Source organism: Algoriphagus vanfongensis DSM 17529, assembly GCF_000429465.1.
In the GTDB taxonomy this organism is placed as follows: Bacteria; Bacteroidota; Bacteroidia; order Cytophagales; family Cyclobacteriaceae; genus Algoriphagus; species Algoriphagus vanfongensis.
The window spans coordinates 1-19,883 of the sequence record NZ_AUBX01000002.1 but is presented as its reverse complement, the minus strand read 5'-3'; the positions used below and the strand labels follow the sequence as shown (position 1 = coordinate 19,883).

Annotated in this window: 20 protein-coding genes and 1 pseudogene; 4 read left to right on the top strand and 17 right to left on the bottom strand. The window is 37.2% G+C overall.

What is annotated here, in order from left to right:
• Window positions 1-283: 283 nt before the first annotated feature.
• Genes G460_RS0100585 through G460_RS21100 form a run of 3 tightly spaced genes read right to left on the bottom strand, consistent with a single transcriptional unit; the run spans window position 284 to window position 3,712 of the window.
• Window positions 284-820 carry a TlpA family protein disulfide reductase gene (locus tag G460_RS0100585; RefSeq protein ID WP_026953556.1) on the bottom strand — a complete coding sequence of 179 codons (537 nt, stop codon included), beginning with the start codon at window positions 818-820 and terminating at the stop codon, window positions 284-286.
• 19 nt (window positions 821-839) lie between these two features.
• Window positions 840-1,919, bottom strand: coding sequence for a hypothetical protein (locus G460_RS22500; protein WP_157366826.1), 1,080 nt, complete (start codon window positions 1,917-1,919; stop codon window positions 840-842).
• On the bottom strand, window positions 1,916-3,712 hold the full coding sequence (locus tag G460_RS21100) for an FAD-dependent oxidoreductase (protein WP_035463684.1): 1,797 nt from the start codon (window positions 3,710-3,712) through the stop codon (window positions 1,916-1,918). Before G460_RS21100 ends, G460_RS22500 begins: the two co-directional genes overlap by 4 nt.
• Before the next feature lie 270 nt (window positions 3,713-3,982).
• On the opposite strand from G460_RS21100, the gene G460_RS0100570 reads away from it, so the two are divergent.
• Window positions 3,983-5,002 (top strand): LacI family DNA-binding transcriptional regulator, encoded by a 1,020-nt coding sequence (locus G460_RS0100570; protein WP_026953555.1) that lies wholly within the window; start codon window positions 3,983-3,985, stop codon window positions 5,000-5,002.
• Between the two features lie 625 nt (window positions 5,003-5,627).
• Here G460_RS0100570 and G460_RS0100565 read toward each other — a convergent pair.
• Window positions 5,628-6,365, bottom strand: coding sequence for an alpha/beta hydrolase (locus G460_RS0100565; protein WP_026953554.1), 738 nt, complete (start codon window positions 6,363-6,365; stop codon window positions 5,628-5,630).
• Window positions 6,366-6,649: 284 nt separating this feature from the next.
• On the bottom strand, window positions 6,650-7,732 hold the full coding sequence (locus tag G460_RS0100560) for a Fic family protein (RefSeq protein WP_026953553.1): 1,083 nt from the start codon (window positions 7,730-7,732) through the stop codon (window positions 6,650-6,652).
• Between the two features lie 278 nt (window positions 7,733-8,010).
• Between G460_RS0100560 and G460_RS0100555 the strand changes: the two genes are divergently transcribed.
• The gene (locus G460_RS0100555) at window positions 8,011-9,066 is read left to right on the top strand and encodes an IS110 family RNA-guided transposase (protein ID WP_035463682.1); all 1,056 of its coding nucleotides are present in this window, start codon (window positions 8,011-8,013) and stop codon (window positions 9,064-9,066) included.
• Window positions 9,067-9,598: 532 nt separating this feature from the next.
• Here the strand turns inward: G460_RS0100555 and G460_RS0100550 are convergent.
• On the bottom strand, window positions 9,599-10,519 hold the full coding sequence (locus G460_RS0100550; protein WP_026953551.1) for a helix-turn-helix domain-containing protein: 921 nt from the start codon (window positions 10,517-10,519) through the stop codon (window positions 9,599-9,601).
• An 18-nt stretch (window positions 10,520-10,537) separates the two neighbouring features.
• Complete coding sequence (locus G460_RS0100545; RefSeq protein WP_026953550.1) at window positions 10,538-11,371, bottom strand: SDR family NAD(P)-dependent oxidoreductase; 834 nt, start codon at window positions 11,369-11,371, stop codon at window positions 10,538-10,540.
• Between the two features lie 325 nt (window positions 11,372-11,696).
• Here G460_RS0100545 and G460_RS21095 point away from each other — a divergent pair.
• Together G460_RS21095 and G460_RS23500 are read left to right on the top strand one after the other, a co-directional pair.
• Window positions 11,697-12,811 (top strand): IS3 family transposase gene (locus G460_RS21095; protein WP_157366825.1). Its coding sequence is split into 2 segments (ribosomal slippage): window positions 11,697-11,949 and window positions 11,949-12,811, totalling 1,116 coding nucleotides; the frame shifts between segments, so codons are not numbered across the junction.
• A gap of 78 nt (window positions 12,812-12,889) precedes the next feature.
• Window positions 12,890-13,153: pseudogene (locus G460_RS23500) on the top strand (IS91 family transposase); the annotation flags it as partial.
• Window positions 13,154-13,424: 271 nt separating this feature from the next.
• Here G460_RS23500 and G460_RS0100530 read toward each other — a convergent pair.
• The 10 genes from G460_RS0100530 to G460_RS0100490 all read right to left on the bottom strand — a co-directional run bounded on the left by G460_RS0100530 (window position 13,425) and on the right by G460_RS0100490 (window position 19,848).
• Complete coding sequence (locus G460_RS0100530; RefSeq protein WP_026953548.1) at window positions 13,425-13,892, bottom strand: DinB family protein; 468 nt, start codon at window positions 13,890-13,892, stop codon at window positions 13,425-13,427.
• Window positions 13,893-14,133: 241 nt separating this feature from the next.
• Window positions 14,134-14,928 (bottom strand): cation efflux transmembrane domain-containing protein, encoded by a 795-nt coding sequence (locus G460_RS0100525; RefSeq protein ID WP_026953547.1) that lies wholly within the window; start codon window positions 14,926-14,928, stop codon window positions 14,134-14,136.
• Window positions 14,929-15,081: 153 nt separating this feature from the next.
• The gene (locus G460_RS0100520) at window positions 15,082-16,452 is read right to left on the bottom strand and encodes a Shedu anti-phage system protein SduA domain-containing protein (protein WP_026953546.1); all 1,371 of its coding nucleotides are present in this window, start codon (window positions 16,450-16,452) and stop codon (window positions 15,082-15,084) included.
• Window positions 16,442-16,630 carry a hypothetical protein gene (locus G460_RS22830; RefSeq protein ID WP_084421118.1) on the bottom strand — a complete coding sequence of 63 codons (189 nt, stop codon included), beginning with the start codon at window positions 16,628-16,630 and terminating at the stop codon, window positions 16,442-16,444. Before G460_RS22830 ends, G460_RS0100520 begins: the two co-directional genes overlap by 11 nt.
• Window positions 16,602-17,060, bottom strand: a complete 459-nt coding sequence (locus G460_RS0100515; RefSeq protein WP_026953545.1) for a hypothetical protein — start codon at window positions 17,058-17,060, stop codon at window positions 16,602-16,604. The genes G460_RS22830 and G460_RS0100515 overlap by 29 nt, the downstream gene beginning before the upstream one ends.
• Window positions 17,057-17,497: a DUF4844 domain-containing protein gene (locus tag G460_RS0100510; protein ID WP_026953544.1), complete on the bottom strand. Its 441-nt coding sequence runs from the start codon at window positions 17,495-17,497 to the stop codon at window positions 17,057-17,059. The genes G460_RS0100515 and G460_RS0100510 overlap by 4 nt, the downstream gene beginning before the upstream one ends.
• A 44-nt stretch (window positions 17,498-17,541) precedes the next feature.
• Complete coding sequence (locus tag G460_RS0100505) at window positions 17,542-17,823, bottom strand: CPCC family cysteine-rich protein (protein ID WP_026953543.1); 282 nt, start codon at window positions 17,821-17,823, stop codon at window positions 17,542-17,544.
• Window positions 17,820-18,284, bottom strand: coding sequence for a hypothetical protein (locus G460_RS0100500; RefSeq protein WP_026953542.1), 465 nt, complete (start codon window positions 18,282-18,284; stop codon window positions 17,820-17,822). The genes G460_RS0100505 and G460_RS0100500 overlap by 4 nt, the downstream gene beginning before the upstream one ends.
• Window positions 18,285-18,447: 163 nt before the next feature.
• Complete coding sequence (locus tag G460_RS0100495; protein WP_026953541.1) at window positions 18,448-19,320, bottom strand: LamG domain-containing protein; 873 nt, start codon at window positions 19,318-19,320, stop codon at window positions 18,448-18,450.
• A gap of 123 nt (window positions 19,321-19,443) precedes the next feature.
• Window positions 19,444-19,848: a hypothetical protein gene (locus G460_RS0100490; protein WP_026953540.1), complete on the bottom strand. Its 405-nt coding sequence runs from the start codon at window positions 19,846-19,848 to the stop codon at window positions 19,444-19,446.
• Window positions 19,849-19,883: the final 35 nt, after the last annotated feature.

Sequence of the window (19,883 nt, the reverse complement as noted above, 5' to 3'; positions counted from 1 at the left end):
TGTTAAAAAACATGGGCATAATTACAATTATCTATAATCAATAATTTCATGTCAATTTAACATTAAATAAACCATATAATAAACCACATATAAATAACTTTAAAAATTTACACCGACAACGATAACGATAACGTTTACATTTTTAAATTTCATAAAATTAATGCCAATAAATTAAAAATATATAATCAGATTATTTCAGAAACAACGAGCAATGAAGTAGAGCAAAAGAACTAAATAACAAAACAGAAAATAGAAATAAAAATCGGTTACAAAAAATCAATTCTTACTCGTTCAAAAGGCTATTAATTTTCTCAGTCAAATCTCTAATCAAATCCTCAGGTTCCCCATAGAAACCCAAATCCTTGAACATGATTTCTCCTGACTTATTTAAAATTAGTTTATACGGAAGCGTTTTCACTCCTAACTTATCACTAAGTGAAGAAGTCGTATCAAAATAAACAGTGGTGTCAATCCCCTTATTCTTTAGAAAATTTAGAATATACACTGAATCTCTACTCGAAGACTCTAACGTATTGACATATAAAAATTTAACATCCTCATTTTTACTAAAACTTTCATCAACTTCCATCAAAGCCGGAAACGATTTTATGCAAGGAGCACACCATGTTGCCCAAAAATCAAGTACTACTACCTTACCCCTTATATCCTTATTTGTGATAACTTCACCATTTGAACCGGTCAACTTAAATTCAGGTATTTCCATGAAAACATCTCCATTTTTCTGAGCATATACATTCGCTGAAAACAACCCAATTATTGTAAATACAAAAATAAAATATACAACATTCTTTGCAATCATATTAAAACCAATTTTATCATTAATTTATCAAATCATACTCATCAATGATATAACCATATTTAAATCCATCATTACTTCTTGCATTAGAAATATTTCTCAACGCTTCATCAGTAACCTCATTCCTCTTTGCTAATTCTAAAAACTGTTTTACTTGATTTTTATTCATATCCATTATAGCAACTGAAATATATTCTAATGAAACAGCAGAAATCTCATTTAGAGCTTCCATCTTCTTTAATAAATACGTCTTTGTATTCACATCAAAAAATTGAAACAATCCACAGACTTTATCTTGAACACTGACCGTACTCCAAAGGGGATCGGGTAAATTTGCCAAGATGAATTTTCTTGTCATTGGAATATCTTCACGAAGTGACTTCAACCAAAAGTTCTCATACAATTTAAAATCACCCTCTCTGAAATTTTGAAATGCAAACAGTCGGTACCCTGCTCTATTAGAGTTCAATAAATAGTATTTTAACTCATTGTCTACAAATTGCACGGTATGATTAGTCAGCATATTTTGGATCGTTCCGCTGTAAGCCAGATGCCATAATGTGTATGATGAATACAAAGCACCCTCTACCACCTCCTCCTTGATTTCTAAGGCTGTAGCTCCAGTTGTGCCGTCTACTACATCCGAAGCCTTCAATTTTTCCTTATCAATCAACTCATCCTTTACCTTGAACTTTAAAATTGAACCGTCATTTTTCAACAATTCATGAAGTTTATGATAGTCCTGGGTAGTGAATGGCTCATGATCAAATTTTGTAAGCTGGTGACCTGGAAGGGTATCATACCCCACATACTCCCCGACAAGATCCCAATACAATTTGACATACAAGATCTCGCAAATCTCATCATCACATACCGCAGTACGAATGGTTGACTCATAGAAAATCGGTTTCTCCGCACCCTGCACCAACTGTAATGAGATTGGCTCAATAAACCCTTCCTCCATTACTTCCCCAACCACTGATTTTCTTAACAAAGGTTCCTCAGGAAGAATAAGATCAAAGAATAAAGGTTTTATACTCTCCTCCTCAAATACTGGAAAAAGGCTAAATAGAAATATATAGAATGATGTTAGATAGTTCACATTTTCGGAGCGATAGCCCTATAACTTTTTTGAGTCTCTATCAATTCCATATATTCTTTCAAATGTTCCGTGTAGACTTCTCGTGGATTGACCCCATATTTATCACAGATTACAGCTGCAAGACCCACAGCAGCTCCCATTTGACCAGTCGTCCTCATCACTCTTGGTCCTCCCAGCCCGATATGAGAGCAACTAAAGTTCCTCCCGGCCATAAATAAATTTTCGATGTTTTTCGAATATAAAGCTCTATAAGGGATGTAGTATTTTGGAGTTTTGTAAAAAATGGCCTCGGAGAGGAAGTCAGGCTTATTTTCATCCCTCAAATTCTGCTGATAGTGAACATCCACTTCGCGGGTTTCCATAACCACTGAATCTTCAAATTTCCTTTGCTCTGTTACATCATTAAATGTAAAAATGTAATCCCCTTCTAATCTTCTAGATTCCCTTTTACCTACCAAATATGAAATCCATTCAAATGTCAACTTTTCATTATTTGGTTGCTTTTTCGCATTGGCGAAGGATCCGTAAATAGCTTTCAGCATATGATCCCTTATTTCTTCTGCATCATCTATCTGATGAAGATCCAGACGTGAGAGCTCCCATTTCCATGTTCCTTCTGTTGCCTCATGCTTCTGAGCTACTTCCATAGCCCATGGCACATCAGGAAAATCGGTTTCTTGATCAGTATTTACCGTTCGCCAGAGAACAGACGAACCCATCACAAAATCATCTGCTTCCTCAGGAGACCAAAGTTCCCCCCATTCTTCAAAAGCTTCCCCATAAGTATCCACTGATTCTCTTCCGTACATAAAGTCTGCTCCTGCCCAATACCCTATCCATCCATCTCCAGTAGAATCTACATATCTTGGAGCCACAAATCGTATCCTTTTACCTTCCGCAGTATGCCTTGCATCCACAGACGTAATTTTATTGCCTTCAGTGTTGGCATCGTAAGCTCTCCAGTTGGTATACAAATGAATATTGGCATATTTCTCAACATTCATATGTCTCTTTTCCTCATCTTTTAAAGCTTCTGGAGAACCATTTGGATAATGCTCAGTATCCAACATTTTTAATATTCTTTCAAAGTGGCCATAAATCCCAAGTGTATGAACTCTTATTTCACTACTTGCATTTCCTCCCAATACTGGACGATCGTGAATTAAAGCCACTTTCAAACCTTGCTCTGCTGCAGCAATAGCACTTGCACAACCTGCAATACCACCCCCTACTACTACTAAATCAAATGTTAAGATTTCTTCGGGTATTGATGCCTCATTCAATTCTTTAGAGCGCCATTTCGCTAACCCTGAAGAATCCCGGGGAGGAGCATTTTTTTCAGTGGTAAAATAGATAGCATCACATCTGCCGTTGAAGCCAGTTAGATCTATTAAATCTATCGTCGTTTCCCCAGATTTCAACTCCATTTTACCAGCATATTCCCAGGACCATCCGGGACTTACACCCAGTGTTTCGGGAAGCTTTTGTCCATTCACAGCAACATGGAATCTACCTGGAGCATCCCAATCGCCTGGAGCCCAATTCTTAGACCTTACCCAAATATGATATTCCGCTGATTCTTTTAGGTTGAATTTGGTTTTGGCATTGGATACTGGAGTTCCCATTCCATGAGCCATTAAGTATGGAGATCCCATCTGCTCAACAAATTGAGGGTCTACCACCCACCCTCCTAGATCATCGAAACTTTCTGCTTCGATCAGCACGGATTGTGCAAGCGCAGAAGGTAAAAAAAACTGGCAGAAAAGCGCAAAAGCAAGAATTCTTTTAAACATGGGTCTATTGTAAAATTTGACCCAAATTATTCAATATCACCGATATAAAACACTGTCAATAAAACCAAAATCAAAACTTTATACCGTAAACGCTATCGATATCGTTTACAATTTCCTTCTTTTCAATAAAATGGCAGGAGAATTACCAAATTCACAATTCAAGTTCCCTCGAAATAGAGTTACTTGTAGGATTATAGGAGTAGATGAAAAATTGACCTACTAACTTGTTTACTTATATTGGAAAAGATTAACAGCACCCATAAGTAATCCATGAGTAAAAAAGTAACAACCATTAAGGACATTGCTGAAAGACTTGATATTTCTATAGCAACAGTTTCAAGAGCACTACGGGGTTCCACTGACATCAAAAGGGAGACTAAGCTAGCCGTTATGAAGATGGCTAAGGAGATGGATTATCACCCCAATCTACTAGCGAGCAGTTTAAGCAGTAAAAAGACCAAAATACTGGGAGTTGTAGTCCCAACTATCAACCGTCAGTTTTGGTCCAATTCGATATCAGGAATCGAAAATTCAGCCTACGAACACGGTTATAAAGTCATGATTTTTCAATCTGCTGAGTCTTTCCAAAAAGAAATAGAAATAGTCGAAACACTTGCAAACAGTAGAGTAGATGGGATTCTTTTGGCACTTTCACAAGAGACTAAGACTTATGACCACATTCAAAGTATTATAGACAGGGGCATTCCAGTACTTTTATTCGAAAGAGTCTGCACAGAAATCAACACTTCAAAAGTCATCACTGATGACCGAAATGGTGCGAAGGAAATAGTAGCACATTTGATAAACAAAGGCAAGAAGAAAATAGCCTACCTTAGCGGCCCTATTTCTCTAGGAGTATGCGAAGATAGACTAGCTGGATATAAAGAGGCTCTTAGAGAAGGAGGTTTAAACATTGACCCTAACTTGGTCTTAGAAATTGACGAATTCTCCTATTCCGCAGCAGAAAAGGCAATACTTACACTTTGGGAAAACGGGGTTCGTCCAGATGCAATTTTTTGTTTTGCCGATATACTTGCAATTGGAGTATTACAAGCTTGTAAAAAGTTAGGAGTCAACGTACCCAAAGAACTTGCTATCGCCGGTTTCGGGAATGATGACCTCAGTAAATTCGTCTCTCCTTCCCTGACAACCATGGCTCAACCTTCATTTGAGATGGGACATATGGCCGCAGACTTAATTCTTGAAGAAATTAACGCAGAAGAAAGAACTCTCAAATTCTACAACAAAACTATTAAGCCTCAATTGATCATCAGAGAAAGCACTGAGTAAGTTAAAAAAAGACTTTCTTATAAGAATAAAATATGTTTGCTCACATTCTCAAAGAGCGTTCATAATGCTAAAACTGGAATTTTCTGGCCAGTTCCAAGGCCTGAGAAAATTACGGAAATACTTTTTATTGAAGTAATTGTAAAAGCTCAAAAGCATCCAAAACGAACACTTTAGAGTCCTTATTGTAACACTCCCCTAAAACCAGACCACTGGCTCAATTAAAAACAACAGATTAAATTGAGCATTGGTATAAGACAAAAAGGAAGAAAATTCACATCACAGTTTAAGTCAGCGGTTGCCATTGAAGCCATTAATGAGCGGGAAACGCTTCAAGAATTATCCAATCGTTTTGTGGTGAGCCCGATCATGATTTCCCATAGTCCCTCCAAAAGGTATTAGAAAGGCTAGAACATTAAAACTCTTTTTGAAAAAATACCGAATCTTCTGACAGGTATTACTTTTTAAACCATTAGGACACCTCGTTTCGTTCATAAAATCCTGACTCAATCCCCATAAGAACCTCATCGATTCTCCCGATACGCTTCGCTATCGCGACAGGCTGGGCAGCATCGGTTTATCGTTCGTGCTACGCACGCGACGAAAACCTAGTTGTTGTGCAACGTATTTATTTTTCATTCTCTGTTTTATGGAAAAAATTAATCAATTTCTCAAATGTTAAACGCTGTTGTTCAGCTAAATCAATTTCGGAAGTATTGTCTGTTAATAGTTTTCCTAAATACCCAAACTGAGAATGATTTCCACCCTTTATTTCAACCAAGTCAGTATTTTTTGGAAGCTTGTCTCTATTTTCCATTACTTCTGAAACGCTTGCCAATCCGTCTAATTCTCCATAAAGTTTGATAGTCGGCAAAATTCTGGTCGATAAATCAAAATCTCTCGGGTGAGAAGTTCCTAATAAGAAAAGTCCTTTCATTAAACCCGGATTTTCATACACGAATTGGGATGCCATTTTCGCTCCTTGTGAATGTCCGCCAATTATGTACTTTCCGTTTTTCAGGTCGAACATAGTCTCAATTTTTTTATAATCCCATTGAGGCACTCTCCAATCCATTTTGATGAGATGACAGGTAAATCCATTTTCAGCAATCATTCGACAAAGAGGTGCGTAAGCTTTTGGGTCTGTCAATCCACCTTGGAAGAAAATAATTTCGTTTTGATAGTTTGAACTTTTTGACAAAAATGTAATTACATCACCAGTTGTTTTGACCGAAACTGTACTATCGCTTTTAAACGTGTTTTCTGGTAAATCCCGAGATTGATAGGTTGTCCATTGCCAAATGAAAAATATCGCAACAAGGCTAAACCAAATTAGTCTAAATAATTTACGTTTCTTAATTTTCATAAATTCACATTAGCAAAGCCATTCCTGATCCGATCAGCAATAAAGATGCGATTAGCAACGTTTCTGTTTTTCTTTTTTTGAAAGCCAAATTCCTCACATAATTTCTATTCTTTAATTCATATTCTGTTTTCTTATATGTGACACAACGCTGCGGCTAAGCCTTCGGGCGGAGTTTACTGGCGTGTTCTATTCGGCCGAGACCGAAGATAGCAAATAAGCAAACACCTAGCGGATTGCCGTCAAGCCGCCTGAAGCTTAGCCATTGTTGTGCCTTCGGTGCTTTTCTATTTTTCAAGTATGCGCATTAATTTTTGGTTCAGATATAACTTTTCTTTTCCGACTCTTACCGATTTAAGAAATCCTTCTTCTTCTAATGCTATAAGATAGTTTCCTACTGTTTTTGGTGTACCTAGTTCAATATCAATTAGGTTTTGTCTTTTAGTGTATGGAAGCTTAAAGATGACTTCGACTAAGTCTTTAGAATATACCTTTGGAAGCCTTTCTTTTATTTCTTGGCCAGTAGTTTCCATGAGCTGAATGATTGATTCTAATCTGTCTAATCCTTTGATAGAGGTGGTTTCAACCATATCAAGCATATAGAGTATGAATTTAGACCAATCGTTTTTTTCCGTAATGGCCCTTAATCCTTTGTAATAGTTGTCTTTATGGTGAATAATGTATTCGCTTAAGAATAGAGCCGGTATGTCAAGAAGTTTTTCAAGTTTTAATTGAAGTAATAGAAGAATACGGCCAGTTCTACCATTACCATCTGAAAAAGGGTGTATTGCCTCAAATTGGTAATGAGATATAGCCATTTTTATTAAAGGATCTAACGATTCATTTTCATTGATGAATGTTTCAAGATTAGCCATTTTTTCTCGAATGACTTGTTCACCTGAAGGTGGAGTGTAGATTACTTCACCTTTTGTGTTGGATAGGGTAGTACCAGGAGTTGTTCTAATTCCAGCAGTATTCTGTTTTATGCACTGTACAAGTTCAATACATAGGTTAGTTGTTATGAATGGTTTTTTCTCAAGATGCTTAAAACCAAGCCATATAGCTTCTTTGTAGCTAATGACTTCTTTTGTAGCAGAATTGTCAAATTTTTTATCAGCAACAACAGCTTGATATAAGTCGTCATTGGTTGTTATAATGTTCTCTATTTCAGAGCTTGCCTTTGCTTCCTGTAGATGAATTGTGTCAAGAAATAGGCTTGGGTTAGGAAGGTTTCTGATTGCTCCATTTAGTTGAGCTAGGGCTCTACTAGCCGTAATAGTCTTAGTTAGAATTTCTTTCGTTTCTAAATCTGCTTTAGGTGGAAGTAGAGGTAAGTCATTATATGGTTTGGCTTTATCGAAGAAGTTCATAACTAGAGTAAATTTTACATTTGATTGTTGATCGGGTGTAAAAATAACAATTATTTACCCTTGTTTAATACTGAGAGGTAAATGTTACTCTCGTTTTTGGCATGAGTCACAACGTTTAGTGTATGGTGTCGTAAGGAATTGCGGGCTTCAAACCTATCAAGTTACCACCCAAAATTGAAGCGGGTGATACTGCTCGAAAACCGCTGAAACCCTTATGCACTATAGTTCCCATGATATAATCTGGTTCGTTTTAAGGATAGAACCAAAAAGAATATATCATGGACACCGAAGTTTCTCCTAAGTTATTCATTGGTATTGATGTGCACAAGCGCCAGTGGAGCGTTTGCATATTTACAGCCAATTGCCATCATAAAACCTTCAGTCAGGCACCTGATCCCAAAGCCTTGAAGTCTTACTTGGATAAGTTTTTTCCAAAATATCATATCATATGCTGTTATGAAGCCTGTAAGTTTGGGTTTTGGATCTATCGGGATCTAAAATCTTTTGGTTACGAATGCGTGGAAATCAATCCGGCTGATCTTCCCACGACCAATAAAGAATCCAGTGAGAAGACTGATCCTGTGGACAGTCGGAAAATGGCCAAAACACTCCGGGCTGGACTGCTGCGAGGAATCCACGTTCCAACTCAGGAAACAGAAGGTGATCGACAACTCTTCAGATACCGAAAGAGACTCTGGGCAGACTTGGTCCGGGTGAAAAACAGGATCAAGGACAAACTACTTCAAAACGGGATAGAAATACCTCCTAAATACGATAATCCTTATTGGACAAAGGACTTTCTGGATTGGCTGGCCATCGTAGAGCTCCCTTCGGATAGCAGCAGACTGGTAATGGATTTATTGCTCGACCAATTTGAATTTACCTACCGTCACTTTTTGAAGGTCTCCATTTCTGTCCGTGCGCTGCAGCGAAAGGCAAAATACAAGGCAAACTCCAAGCTGCTGAGACAGATTCCTGGGATAGGCCCCTTAACAACAGTCCAGTTACTCACTGAGATTGAGGATATCCATCGCTTCAGGAGTTTCAAACACTTCAATAGTTATATCGGGCTCAAACCGATGGTCCATTCCAGCGGTGAATCAGACCGAAAAGGATACATGACTTATCGCCATCATCAGGGACTGAGAAGCTCACTGATCGAATGTGCCTGGACCACCGTCCAACGAGATCCGGTGATGCTGAGTCGATACGAGGAACTATTGCAAAGACATACCGGCAAACGCGCCATAGTAATCATAGCAAGAAAACTCTTGTCAAGAATATATCATGTCTTAAAAACGGGTGAACCTTACCAGGTAGGATATTCAACTTAGTCCGTGGTAAAGACCATTGGATCAAGCCCATCAATAAGCTCCAGACCTCTCAATCCCGATATTTATCGGGATGAGAGTCCAATAATCAGGAACTCTATTATAGTATGGGGCTGGAGCACTTACTAAACTAACCGGAAACTGAGACCATAAATAGCATGGATCTCTGATAGCCTGTCCCGAAACTATCGGGAGAAGCATGGCTTGTATTTGATGATCGCAAGGTATGGACTGATACTTCAGAAGTAAAGAACAAGGCGAGTGGACATTCCACTCGCAGGGCAGCGCTTTGTCCATTCTTGACTTCTTCCAATCAGTCCAAAAAAACAGGCAATCAAGTCAAAAACAGCCAAAACAAAGAAAAAATGTTAGAAAATGAACTTTTGATTATTCATGGAATACATTGTTATGCACTGGCATTCCTAATTATACTTCGGTCGTTAGGATATTTATTTGCGATATTTCAATTCATATAAGGCTTTATATTTTCTGCTCTGATTGTTGAATTATTAATAATGACTTGTGTTAACACGCCCTAATTAATCGACTGCCTAAATTTTAAAGGCGTTAAATTAGTTTTGGTCTTGAACAGTTTGCTGAACGATTGCGGATACTCAAACCCCAATTCGTAAGCAATTTCACTAACAGAAAGCTCGGTGGTAGATAATTTCTCTTTGGCTTTTTCGATTAAATGGTTGTGGATATGCTGTTGCGTATTTTGTCCTGTAAGATTGCGAAGCATATCGCTTAAATAATCTGCCGAAATGTTCAATTGACTTGAAACATACTGAACCGTAGGAAGTCCCGATTCCTGTATTTGTTCGCTATTGAAATAATCGGTTAACAGACATTCCAATTTTACCAACAAATCATTGCTTGCCGTTCTTCGGGTAATGAATTGTCTGTTGTAAAAACGGTTGCAATAATTGAGCAATAATTCTATGTGGGAAACGATAACATCTTGACTAAAATGGTCTATTACAGAACGGTATTCATTTTCTATGTTCTGCATTATGGTGGTTATTGCTTTATCTTCATCTTCCGAAAGGTGTAAGGCTTCATTGACTGAATAAGAAAAATAGCCGTAGTTTTTTATTGTTTTTCCCAATGTATAATTTCTGATGAAATCGGGATGAACCACCAACCAATATCCTGACAATTTTAACCCTTCAACAATGTCGGTGGTTACTACCTGCATAGGTGAAAAGAATGTCATCACACCTTCATCAAAATCGTAGTACTGTTGTCCGTATTTCATTTTTCCCTCAAAATTCTTTTTGATGGCAATACAGTAGAAATTATAGGACACGCTACGCAGACTCTCATCATCAAAGCATTTTGTTTCTTCAAAATTGATGACGCTTACCAATGGGTGTTTGGGTTTTGGCAAAGCCAATGCTCTGTGCAATTCGGATATCGAATTAAAAATATGCGGTTTTTTTCCTGTCCGTTTCATTGATATAAAAATACGAAATCAATCAAAATTGGTCGATAGCGTCAAATGTTTCCAAGTTTCAAACTCTTGCATTTCTTTTTCCCGATGCTCTTTTATCAAGTCATAAGTGTCCATACCCAATAGCAATCGTAACGGTGGATTCTCCAACTCGACAATTTCGGCAAGTATTTTTACAAATTTTTCAGGGTCACCTATCTGTTGTCCGCTGTAATTTGTCCAAAGTTCCTCTGCTTTGTCCAAACCGTAAACTGAAATTCTGTTTTTAGCAAACTGCATAGAACCTTTTTCCATAAAACTGGTTCTGAACTGTCCTGGTGCAACTACGGTAACTTTTATACCAAAGTCATTTACTTCCTGTGCCAATGCTTCAGAAATACCCACCACCGCAAATTTTGAAGCGTTGTAACTTGTGGCATTGGCAAAACCAACATAACCTGCATTGGAAGCAATATTGATGATATGTCCCAACTGTTGTTTTCGTAAATGAGGCATTACATTTCGCAAAATATTGACTGTTCCGAACAAGTTAACGTTCACGGTTTGACGAAATTCCTTGTCTGTTATTTCCTCTATGCTACCTACCAATGAATAGCCTGCATTATTGACCACTACATCTATTCTTCCAAATTTTTCAATGCCTTGTTGAACAGCATTTTTAACTTCTTTGTCGGAAGTAATATCCACTTTCAAAGGCAAGAAATTGTCTTGCTTTTCTGTAATCGAATTTTTTAACTCTTCGATATTTCTTGATGTAGCGATAACTTGATGACCTTGAGACAATGCCAGTTTTGTCAATGCCAATCCAAATCCTTTTGATGTTCCTGTGATAAACCACACTTTCTTATTGCTCATAATCATTCGTTTAAATTATGGTACAAAAGTGAGCAGGTTGACACATAAAAAAGTGTTCAAATCCTATGATGTTGTGTTCAAAATGGATAAAATCAGGTGGTGGGTGGGCTTGGTTCTTTTTTGGTCGTAGCGTTTTTCACGCTTGTGCATAACCGCCCTGGTTATGGCAAGTGCGGGGTTTTAAACCCGAAATTTTGTCTGCCAGACCGAATTTTATTTAGTTGTAAAATCTTCATTTATAAGCAGTCAGCCCGCATTTGCTATTGTAAGCTTCCCCAAAAGTAGGACAGTTTAAAAGACGACAAAGTCTTTAACTTTAAACTGTATGAAGAAGTCAAGATTTACTGAAAGCCAGATCGTCAAGGCTGTGAAAGAACATGAATCCGGTCGGGATGTTAATGAGCTTTGCCGGGAGTTGGGAATCCACCGTGGTACTTTTTACACTTGGAAAAAGAAATACGGAGGCATGGAAGTCCAGGAACTCAAACGGCTCAAAGAGCTGGAGGAAGAAAACCGGAAACTCAAGCAGATGTACGCGGAGCTGGCCCTGGACAACAAGATTCTCAAGGATGTCCTGGGAAAAATGTTCTGAGCCCTGCTGATAGAAGACAGCGGGTAGAGTACATACTAGGCAGCTATCCCGTCGCCATCATCAGGGCCTGTGACTTGGTTGACTACTCCCGATCGGCATTTTATTACAAGCCGGTCAAAAATGATTTAGAAGTAGTGGATACAGTACGAGAATATGCAGATCGCTTTGGGCAATATGGCTTCTGGCTGTTGTACAAGCGGATGCGTAAAGAAGGAATCACCTGGAATCACAAACGCGTATATAGGGTCTATAAACTGCTCCAACTGAGCATGCGCAGAAAAGGAAAGCGAAGAGTCCCCGCAAGAGTCAAGGAACCCCTGATTCAGCCGGAATTGGTCAATTCCAGCTGGTCGATGGATTTTATGTCTGATAGCCTGATGTCAGGTCAGCGCTTCAGAACGCTCAACATTTTGGATGACTTCAACCGGGAAGCCCTCCATATCGAGATCGGTGCCAGCCTGCCCTCACTCCGTGTGGTCAGGGTATTGGAAGAATTGAAAGAATGGAGAGGCCTGCCCAGTCAGATCAGAGTGGACAATGGACCGGAATTCATCGCCGAACCACTCAGGACTTGGGCAGAAACAAACCAAGTAAAAATCTTATTTATCCAACCAGGGAAACCCATGCAAAATGCTTTTGTGGAACGGTTCAACAAAACCTACAGAACAGAAGTATTGAATTATTATTCCTTTATTTCACTCGAAGAGGTCAGAGAGATTACCAGGGAATGGTTGGAGGACTACAACCATCACCGACCACATGGAAGCCTGAATAACTGCTCTCCAGTAGAGTTTGCACAGCAACGGGCGTTAACAGTGGATAACTTCTCCGAAGTTACCCACAATTAACACCTTTAATAGTAACAATAGCCATCATCAAAAACCGATTTTGTCTATTTTAGAGTTGTCCAAAAAAGGGGGAGCCTTCAGTTTTCCATGCATATTTTACCCAAAGGGCTGGTTCGGATCCGCCACTTTGGAATACTCGGCAGCTCGGCTAAGCAACTCATCATTCCGCTTATTCATCGGGAACTTGAAATTCCGATTCCAGAAAAGGAGCCCCGCATTCTTGAAACCTATAACCCACGATACTGCCACTGCTGCCAGAAGGAAAGCATGGTAAGCATTCAGCGCCTACCCAAGCGTGGCCCTCCAAAGGCCGTCTTTTCTGCTGTCACAACCCAATTTTAATTCCTGATTTTGATCGGGCTGGCGAAGCTATGCCCATGCAATAAAAAACCCTTCCAAAAGGCATTGGAAAGACCTAAAACAACAATGGTTTTTTGAATTGATACAGGATCTACTCTTACGATTTATTTTTTTAATCTAATCAGTCACCTAGTTTCGTTCAAAAAATACTGATTCAATCTCCATAGAGACCTCGTCGGTTCCGTGCAACACCGGTTTCATTGATTCGTGCTACGCACGCAACGAAAACCTAGTTGTTGGCTGTAGTGTTTTTTCAATCCCATATTTTTGGTCTATCAATTTTCATTGCTCTTAAATACGACAAAAATTGTCCTGCGTGAACTGATTCGTGATATCCAATGCGCAATAAATATTTTCCAAGTATTTTCTTTTCTCCGTTCCCTGGATGAATGATTTTGGTTTCGTTTAATTGCGTATCCGAAAATTTCCTAACACTTTCTATAAATGCTTTTCTATGAGGTTCGGCAAATTCAAGTTCGTCTGTAACGTTAATGAATGGTCGGTTTTCCCAAGGTGTTCTATAATTTTTCATATCACCTTGATTAATAATAATATTCCATCCATAATCAGCCTCCAAAATGTGTCTTATCATTTCTGAGGCACTCATAGCTTTTTCGTCAGGTTTCCAATTATAATATTTCTCAGGTAGCCCATTCCAAAGTTTTATACTTCTTCTCCTTATTTCTGTAAAATTTAAAGTTATAAGTTCAGATTGGGTCATTTTCTTTGTTTTTGGGAATGTCGTTTTACATTACAGCCAACGACCCGGCTATGCGTAGTGCGGGATTTGAAAGCGGAAAGTTTCAAATTTGCACTGAGCCAATAGTTTATATTTTGTTTTTATTTTATTCACTTTAAATACCAAATTAAAGTATTGGCGGACTTCTTAAAATGCACTAACCTTTCGTTTAGCAGAAAACCCGCATTACGTATAGCCATTGTTGTAAGTAGTGCTTTTTTATTCACTTACTTAATTTCAAAATTCGAAACGCTCCTTGAATTACCAAAACAAAAACGATTGTTCCGATAATCAAATCAGGTTTGCTCGAACTCAACCAATTTACCAAAATTCCAGCAATTATTACTCCTAAATTGATAATCACGTCATTTGATGTGAAAATCATACTCGCTTTCATATGAGCCTCTTCTTTGCTTTTTGACTTTTGCAAAATGTAAAGACAAATACCGTTTGCAATAAGTGCAAAAATCGAAACGATAATCATTGTCGAAAAATCGGGAAGTTTCTCGTTTCCAAAAAATCTTCTTAAAACTTCCACAAATCCAATAATCGCAAGTGTTATTTGAAAATATCCAGCAAGTTTTGCAATCCGCTTTTTCTTAATCAACGTTCCGCCAACCGCAAACAAGCTAATTCCGTATACGAAACTGTCGGCAAGCATATCCAAACTATCGGCAACAAGACCTATTGATTTTGAGATTATTCCTGTTGTCATTTCGATAATAAAAAAGGCAAAATTGATTGCAAGTACAGACCAAAGTAGCTTTTTTTGGTTTGCATTTTCATTAAATTCTGTTTGGTCGGTCTGTTCGGTCGAGATTTTCTTTCCGCCTAAATTTAGTTCAATAACGGACTTTTCGATTTGGTCGGATTCTCCGCTGTGAAAAACAGTCAGTTTTCGGTTCGGAATATCAAAGTCCAAATTCGCAATACTTGAAATTCCGTCCAATTTCATTCGGATTAGATTTTCCTCTGAAGGACAGTCCATTTTGGTAATTTCGAATATTGTTTTTTTCATTCGGTTTCTGGGTTTTTCGGCATTACTTACAACGGTTTGCAGCTAAGAAACGTGGGGCTTTCGAAGCTCTTTCCTGTCCGCCCGTGACTAATATAGCCACGAAGAACGAGCCTGGCGTTTACCACTGACCACCCCATGTTTTCTTAGGTGCTGTTATGCATTGTTATTTTCTTTTGTAAGTTCTAATCTTGTCCTTGCATTCTCAAGCAACTCAGAGTACGTCATAATCTTAATATTTTTTAATGAGTGCTGTAACTCCTTATATGCTTGTAAACAATCCTGGTCATATTCTTCTTTTGTCACCTTGCTTTTAGTAGTTGTACTTAAACTGTCATAATCTTTTGCGAGTTTTTCCCAAGAACCAATAATTATTAGAGCTTTTGGTCTAATGGATTCTACGAACATAGTATTACCAATCTCATCATTTATAAAATCCCTGATTTTCTTGCCATCAATTAAATATTCATCATCATGGTCTTTGGTTACTGCCGTTATGTATCTTTCAGTTTGGGATATTGCTATTGCTAAGTCTTTTGAAGGATAAAACTTTCCTCTACCATTCCCATAATCAAAAAGATATTGATCTGGTCTTTTCAATTCAACCAACTCAATATCTCCTAAGTGATTTATTAGGATAAGATCAAACTGAGACCTTGAGCTACCCTCATGAATCACATATTTATCCGTATTCAGTAGTGCTGGTACTCCAAAAAGTGAATATTGTCCATAGTCTGTCAAAATTTTTTCCATTAAGTGCTCTGGACCTGTTATGCTGACTTTGGAATATTTAAAATGTAGACTTCCAAAATCTTTAGCTTTTGGTTTAGTTAGCCTATCAATTTCCAATAAGCTTTCAATGGTTGATATAAGCCACTCGGTTTGCTTGTTAATCTGTTTTTCAATCACAACTTTAGCTGATTCTCCTTCTTCTAATTTTTCAGTGAAAGACTCTATGTCTTGTTGTGAAAATTCTCCACTTGAAAGTATCTCTTTTAGTAGCAAAGAATAATTTCTATCGACTTCCATTTCAGAAATGTCGATACCAAACTCTGAGTTAAAGAATGGGATAATCCTGTTAAACACCCTAACTCTTTTGTCCTTACCTTCTTCTCTGTCTATTTCATTTATTGTAGTGTAAAGATCTTTTGCTACATACAAGTCATTACCATTCAGTGAATTTTCAGCAGTTCCAATATGAATACGTTGAATATTAACTCCCTCTATATTTTTAAAAACATCAAAAACTTTTTTTGAGCCTTTTGGTGGGTTTATAGGGTTTGAATTTACTAAGCTTAAGTTCTCATGACTTAAATGTAAGGTAACAGCAAAATTATCATCCCATAGAGGGTCAGTTGAGGTTGGTGAATATCTCTTTATGCCGTAGGTCATTTCAGTGTCTGAAACTTCCAAAAGCACATCTTCTCCTACACTAAAAACATGTCCATTTCTTATAACATCAGAATGTTGAGAAAGAGAATTAAATTTGGTCTCTAATTTTTCTTGGACTGTTTTCTTAAATGCCATTGAGTTGGTTGTTTTTTAATAATGCATAACGTTTTACAGCTACCCGAAGGGCGGGACTTTTACCACAAAGCTCGATTTGAAAAACTAAACTTCCTTTAAGCACAAAACTGTCTTTGGAACACAAAACCCCGCCTTTTGGGTAGCTGCTGTTATAGGGCGTTTTTTCTTGCTCCACCATAGTCCATTATGTTTTTTGTCAAGCTGCCTTTTATATCTTTGTAGTTGTCTAAGAAGAATTCCGATAAAATTATTTTTGTGTCATTTTTGGCTGAAATTACCGTTTCTTCATAGTTTCCAAGTCTAGTTACTTCAATTTGTGTTTTAAAACCAATTAAGTCATTCAGAGCTATATTTCTTTTTGCTAAATAGATATTTTGAATAAAAACTTGTTTGTTTGTAATTTCTATAAAAATCATTTTTCTTAAGGCCTCAAATTTAATAAGCCAAACAAGAGTCACAGAAAATAAGATTATCATAAAATAGTCTATCCACCGGAGTTTTAAAAAGTCAATAGGGTAGTTGTCCAAAATAATTTTAGCTGAAACAATAATTAAAGAAATTGCTAAAAATGGAAATAGAAACGCTTTATCTGTCAGCTTTGATTTCATTTCTTTTCAATTTGAAATCCATACATAAAGTTGTTCAAGTGTCCGCCTGAACTTTCAAGTCCTACAATGTCAATAAGCTCTTCAAAGTAACTACAAACTCTTTCTCTGTCTTCTGTGTCAAGTTGTAAGTAAAGGTCAGCAAATCTCTCAAGTCCCACTTTTATTGCGTTTTGATATTCTTTGTCTGTTGCATTTCCTTTGTCAGCAAGTTTTTTAAAGTCGTCAGCTGCAAGATTGATTTTTTCTGTCAAAACAGGTTTTAGGTTGGGGTCGCCTATTCCTGGATAAAATAGTTTGTCGTCTTGTAGAAATTTTTCTTTGATTTTGAACTCGTCAAATTTTGTCATTGCGTTTTCAGGTGTTTTTATTTGTCCTTGTCCACAAGCAGTGAAAAGAATTAAAGTCAGTCCGATTATTATGTTTATTGTCTGTTTCACGGTCGTCTTTTAAAATACCCTATACCTTTTGTTGTAGGGCGTTTTTATTTATTTTTCCAATTTGGATTTCGTTCATATTTCTTCTTCGTTGGTTGTTTGGTGTGAGGAATCAATCTCTTTTCAACAGCACCAAATTTTTCAAAGTTTTTCTGTCCCTGAATTAACGAAACCTTATTAGCTCCACCTTCATAGTTCCAATCGTCAAATTGGATTGGGTCGTCTTCCCAAAAACAGATTTCACAGATTTGATAAGTTCCTGTCGGCTCTTCATCCAATGAGTTGTATCCACAGCACGGACAGTAATATTTTGTTTTCGTTGCTGTCATTTCATTTCAGGAATTCTCACCTTTAGAAAGTTCTTCTTTATCAACTCTGTTTGTGAAATCTCAATTGTTTGTTCTTCTCGTTCTTCAGCTTTCCAAATTGTCACAGAGTTGACTGTAAATTCAATAGTATCATTCATTCTTGTTGGCGAAAATGCTGAGTCGAAGTCTGTCCAAATTGTTGTTTCTAATTTCTCCAATTTGGTCAAGTCACAGTTGTGATTTGAAAAGTGTTCTGGCAGCCAATCCAAATAATCATTTAGCAACTGTTTACTCTCCTTTGATTCAGTTTTGCCCGGTTGTATGGTTTTGTTGACAAAGTCAAATGTTGTCTTAGTTTCAAGTCCGAGGTTATACAAGTCAATCAAAACATTTACGGCTAGACGTCCACTTTTCATATAGTCTATGCTAATGAAAGAGTGAGTGAAATTGTGAATTGCCGATTTATAATTCTTGTACTTCATTGTCTTTCTTCAAATGCCCTACAACGGTTTAGCTATGATGAGTGGGGATTAGATAGCACTAACCTTTCCTATGCAACATAGCCACGCCTTGATTTAAATTTAAAACTTGTGGCGTACTTTCCAATTCCCACCAAACTTTCCTGACCGAAAAAACCCCATTCATTCATAGCATTTGTTGTGGGGTCGTTTTTTCAGTCCTAATTAGTTCTCCGTTGTTATAATACTCTATCGACTCTAGAGAATGGTCAGGGTTAAAATTCTTCCATTTTCCAATTCTTTTTTGTTGAGTAATTGTCTTTTTACCAGTTGTTGTTATTTCCTTGATTGTTGTTTTAATGCCTGGTTTTCTTTGCTCTAAGTAATAGTTTGTGTGTGGATCATTTAAAGGCGCGTAAATTGGTTTAATAGAAACAGTATCCTTTTTGCCAAAATTGGGACCATAAATGTTCCAGCATGATAATTCCATTTTAACTCCCGCTATTGAGTTGTTTAAATAGTGCTCTTCGTCCAATGGAAATTGCTCTATTGACCGATCAATTTCAATATAAAATACTGTTGTGTCATTGTTGGTATAGTACCAGTGATTTGATGCACCAGTAACCGACCATTTAAAACTAGGAAAATCAGAAAGCATTTGTTTGACTGTATAAGTACTCAGGTTAATGGATTTTCCTAAAAAGCTGCCGTTAAATCCTTCTAACAACCAAACAGAACTTATTAATTCTGAATCACTATAAGTTCCTACTAAAATTTGTTCATCGTTATCTAAATAGAAGTTCTCACCTTGTCTTTTATACTCCATGATCAATGAATCTGATTGATTCCGAGTTGTTGGAACAAAAGCATAGCCGCTGTTTTTGAGATCTGTTAAGGTGGTATAACATAGATTAATATTTTCGAGATTAACACTTCTTAAAAAAGTAGTATCAACTACATTTTCCTTTTGTTCAAATACCTGAAAGATTTTTGTCCCTTTTTCCTTATTGCAAGAAAAAAGAAGTATTGAAATTAAAAGTATGGCTAAGTATTTCTTCATTCTGATATGCCTCACAACGTTCGGGCTAAAAGCCGTGGCGCATCGGGTTTCTATTCGTTCTAATTTTTCTAATCGTATAACTTGTTCTTGTGTGCCAACTGAACAACTTTCTCGCCATGGATTTTAGCTATTGTTGGGTGCTGGCCTTCTTTTCTTAATAAATGATGTTCCAACCACAATAGATAAAATTGCTAAGCCTAAGATGAAAAGGTCATTAATAGTACTTATTGACTCATTTGGAAAGATATACCTTCCAGGGTATTTCTCACTGTAATAAAAAACTTGTGTGTTTCCAACTTCAAAAATCCAACAATCACTATCAAATTCCATCTCAATTAGCTTCTTAGAAGATGTTTCGAATGTAACAAATCCAGTATTTTCACAATCATTTGATTTAACAACAGATTCTACCTTAACTCCATTTAACTTAATATCACGAATTTGATTCCTATCTATTAACAACTTGATGTTTTGAATAACTAACAAAACTCCAAAAAGTAGAAAAAACGAGCCTAAATATTTATTCATTCTGATAATCTATTTTTCATTGGCTTGCACCCAAC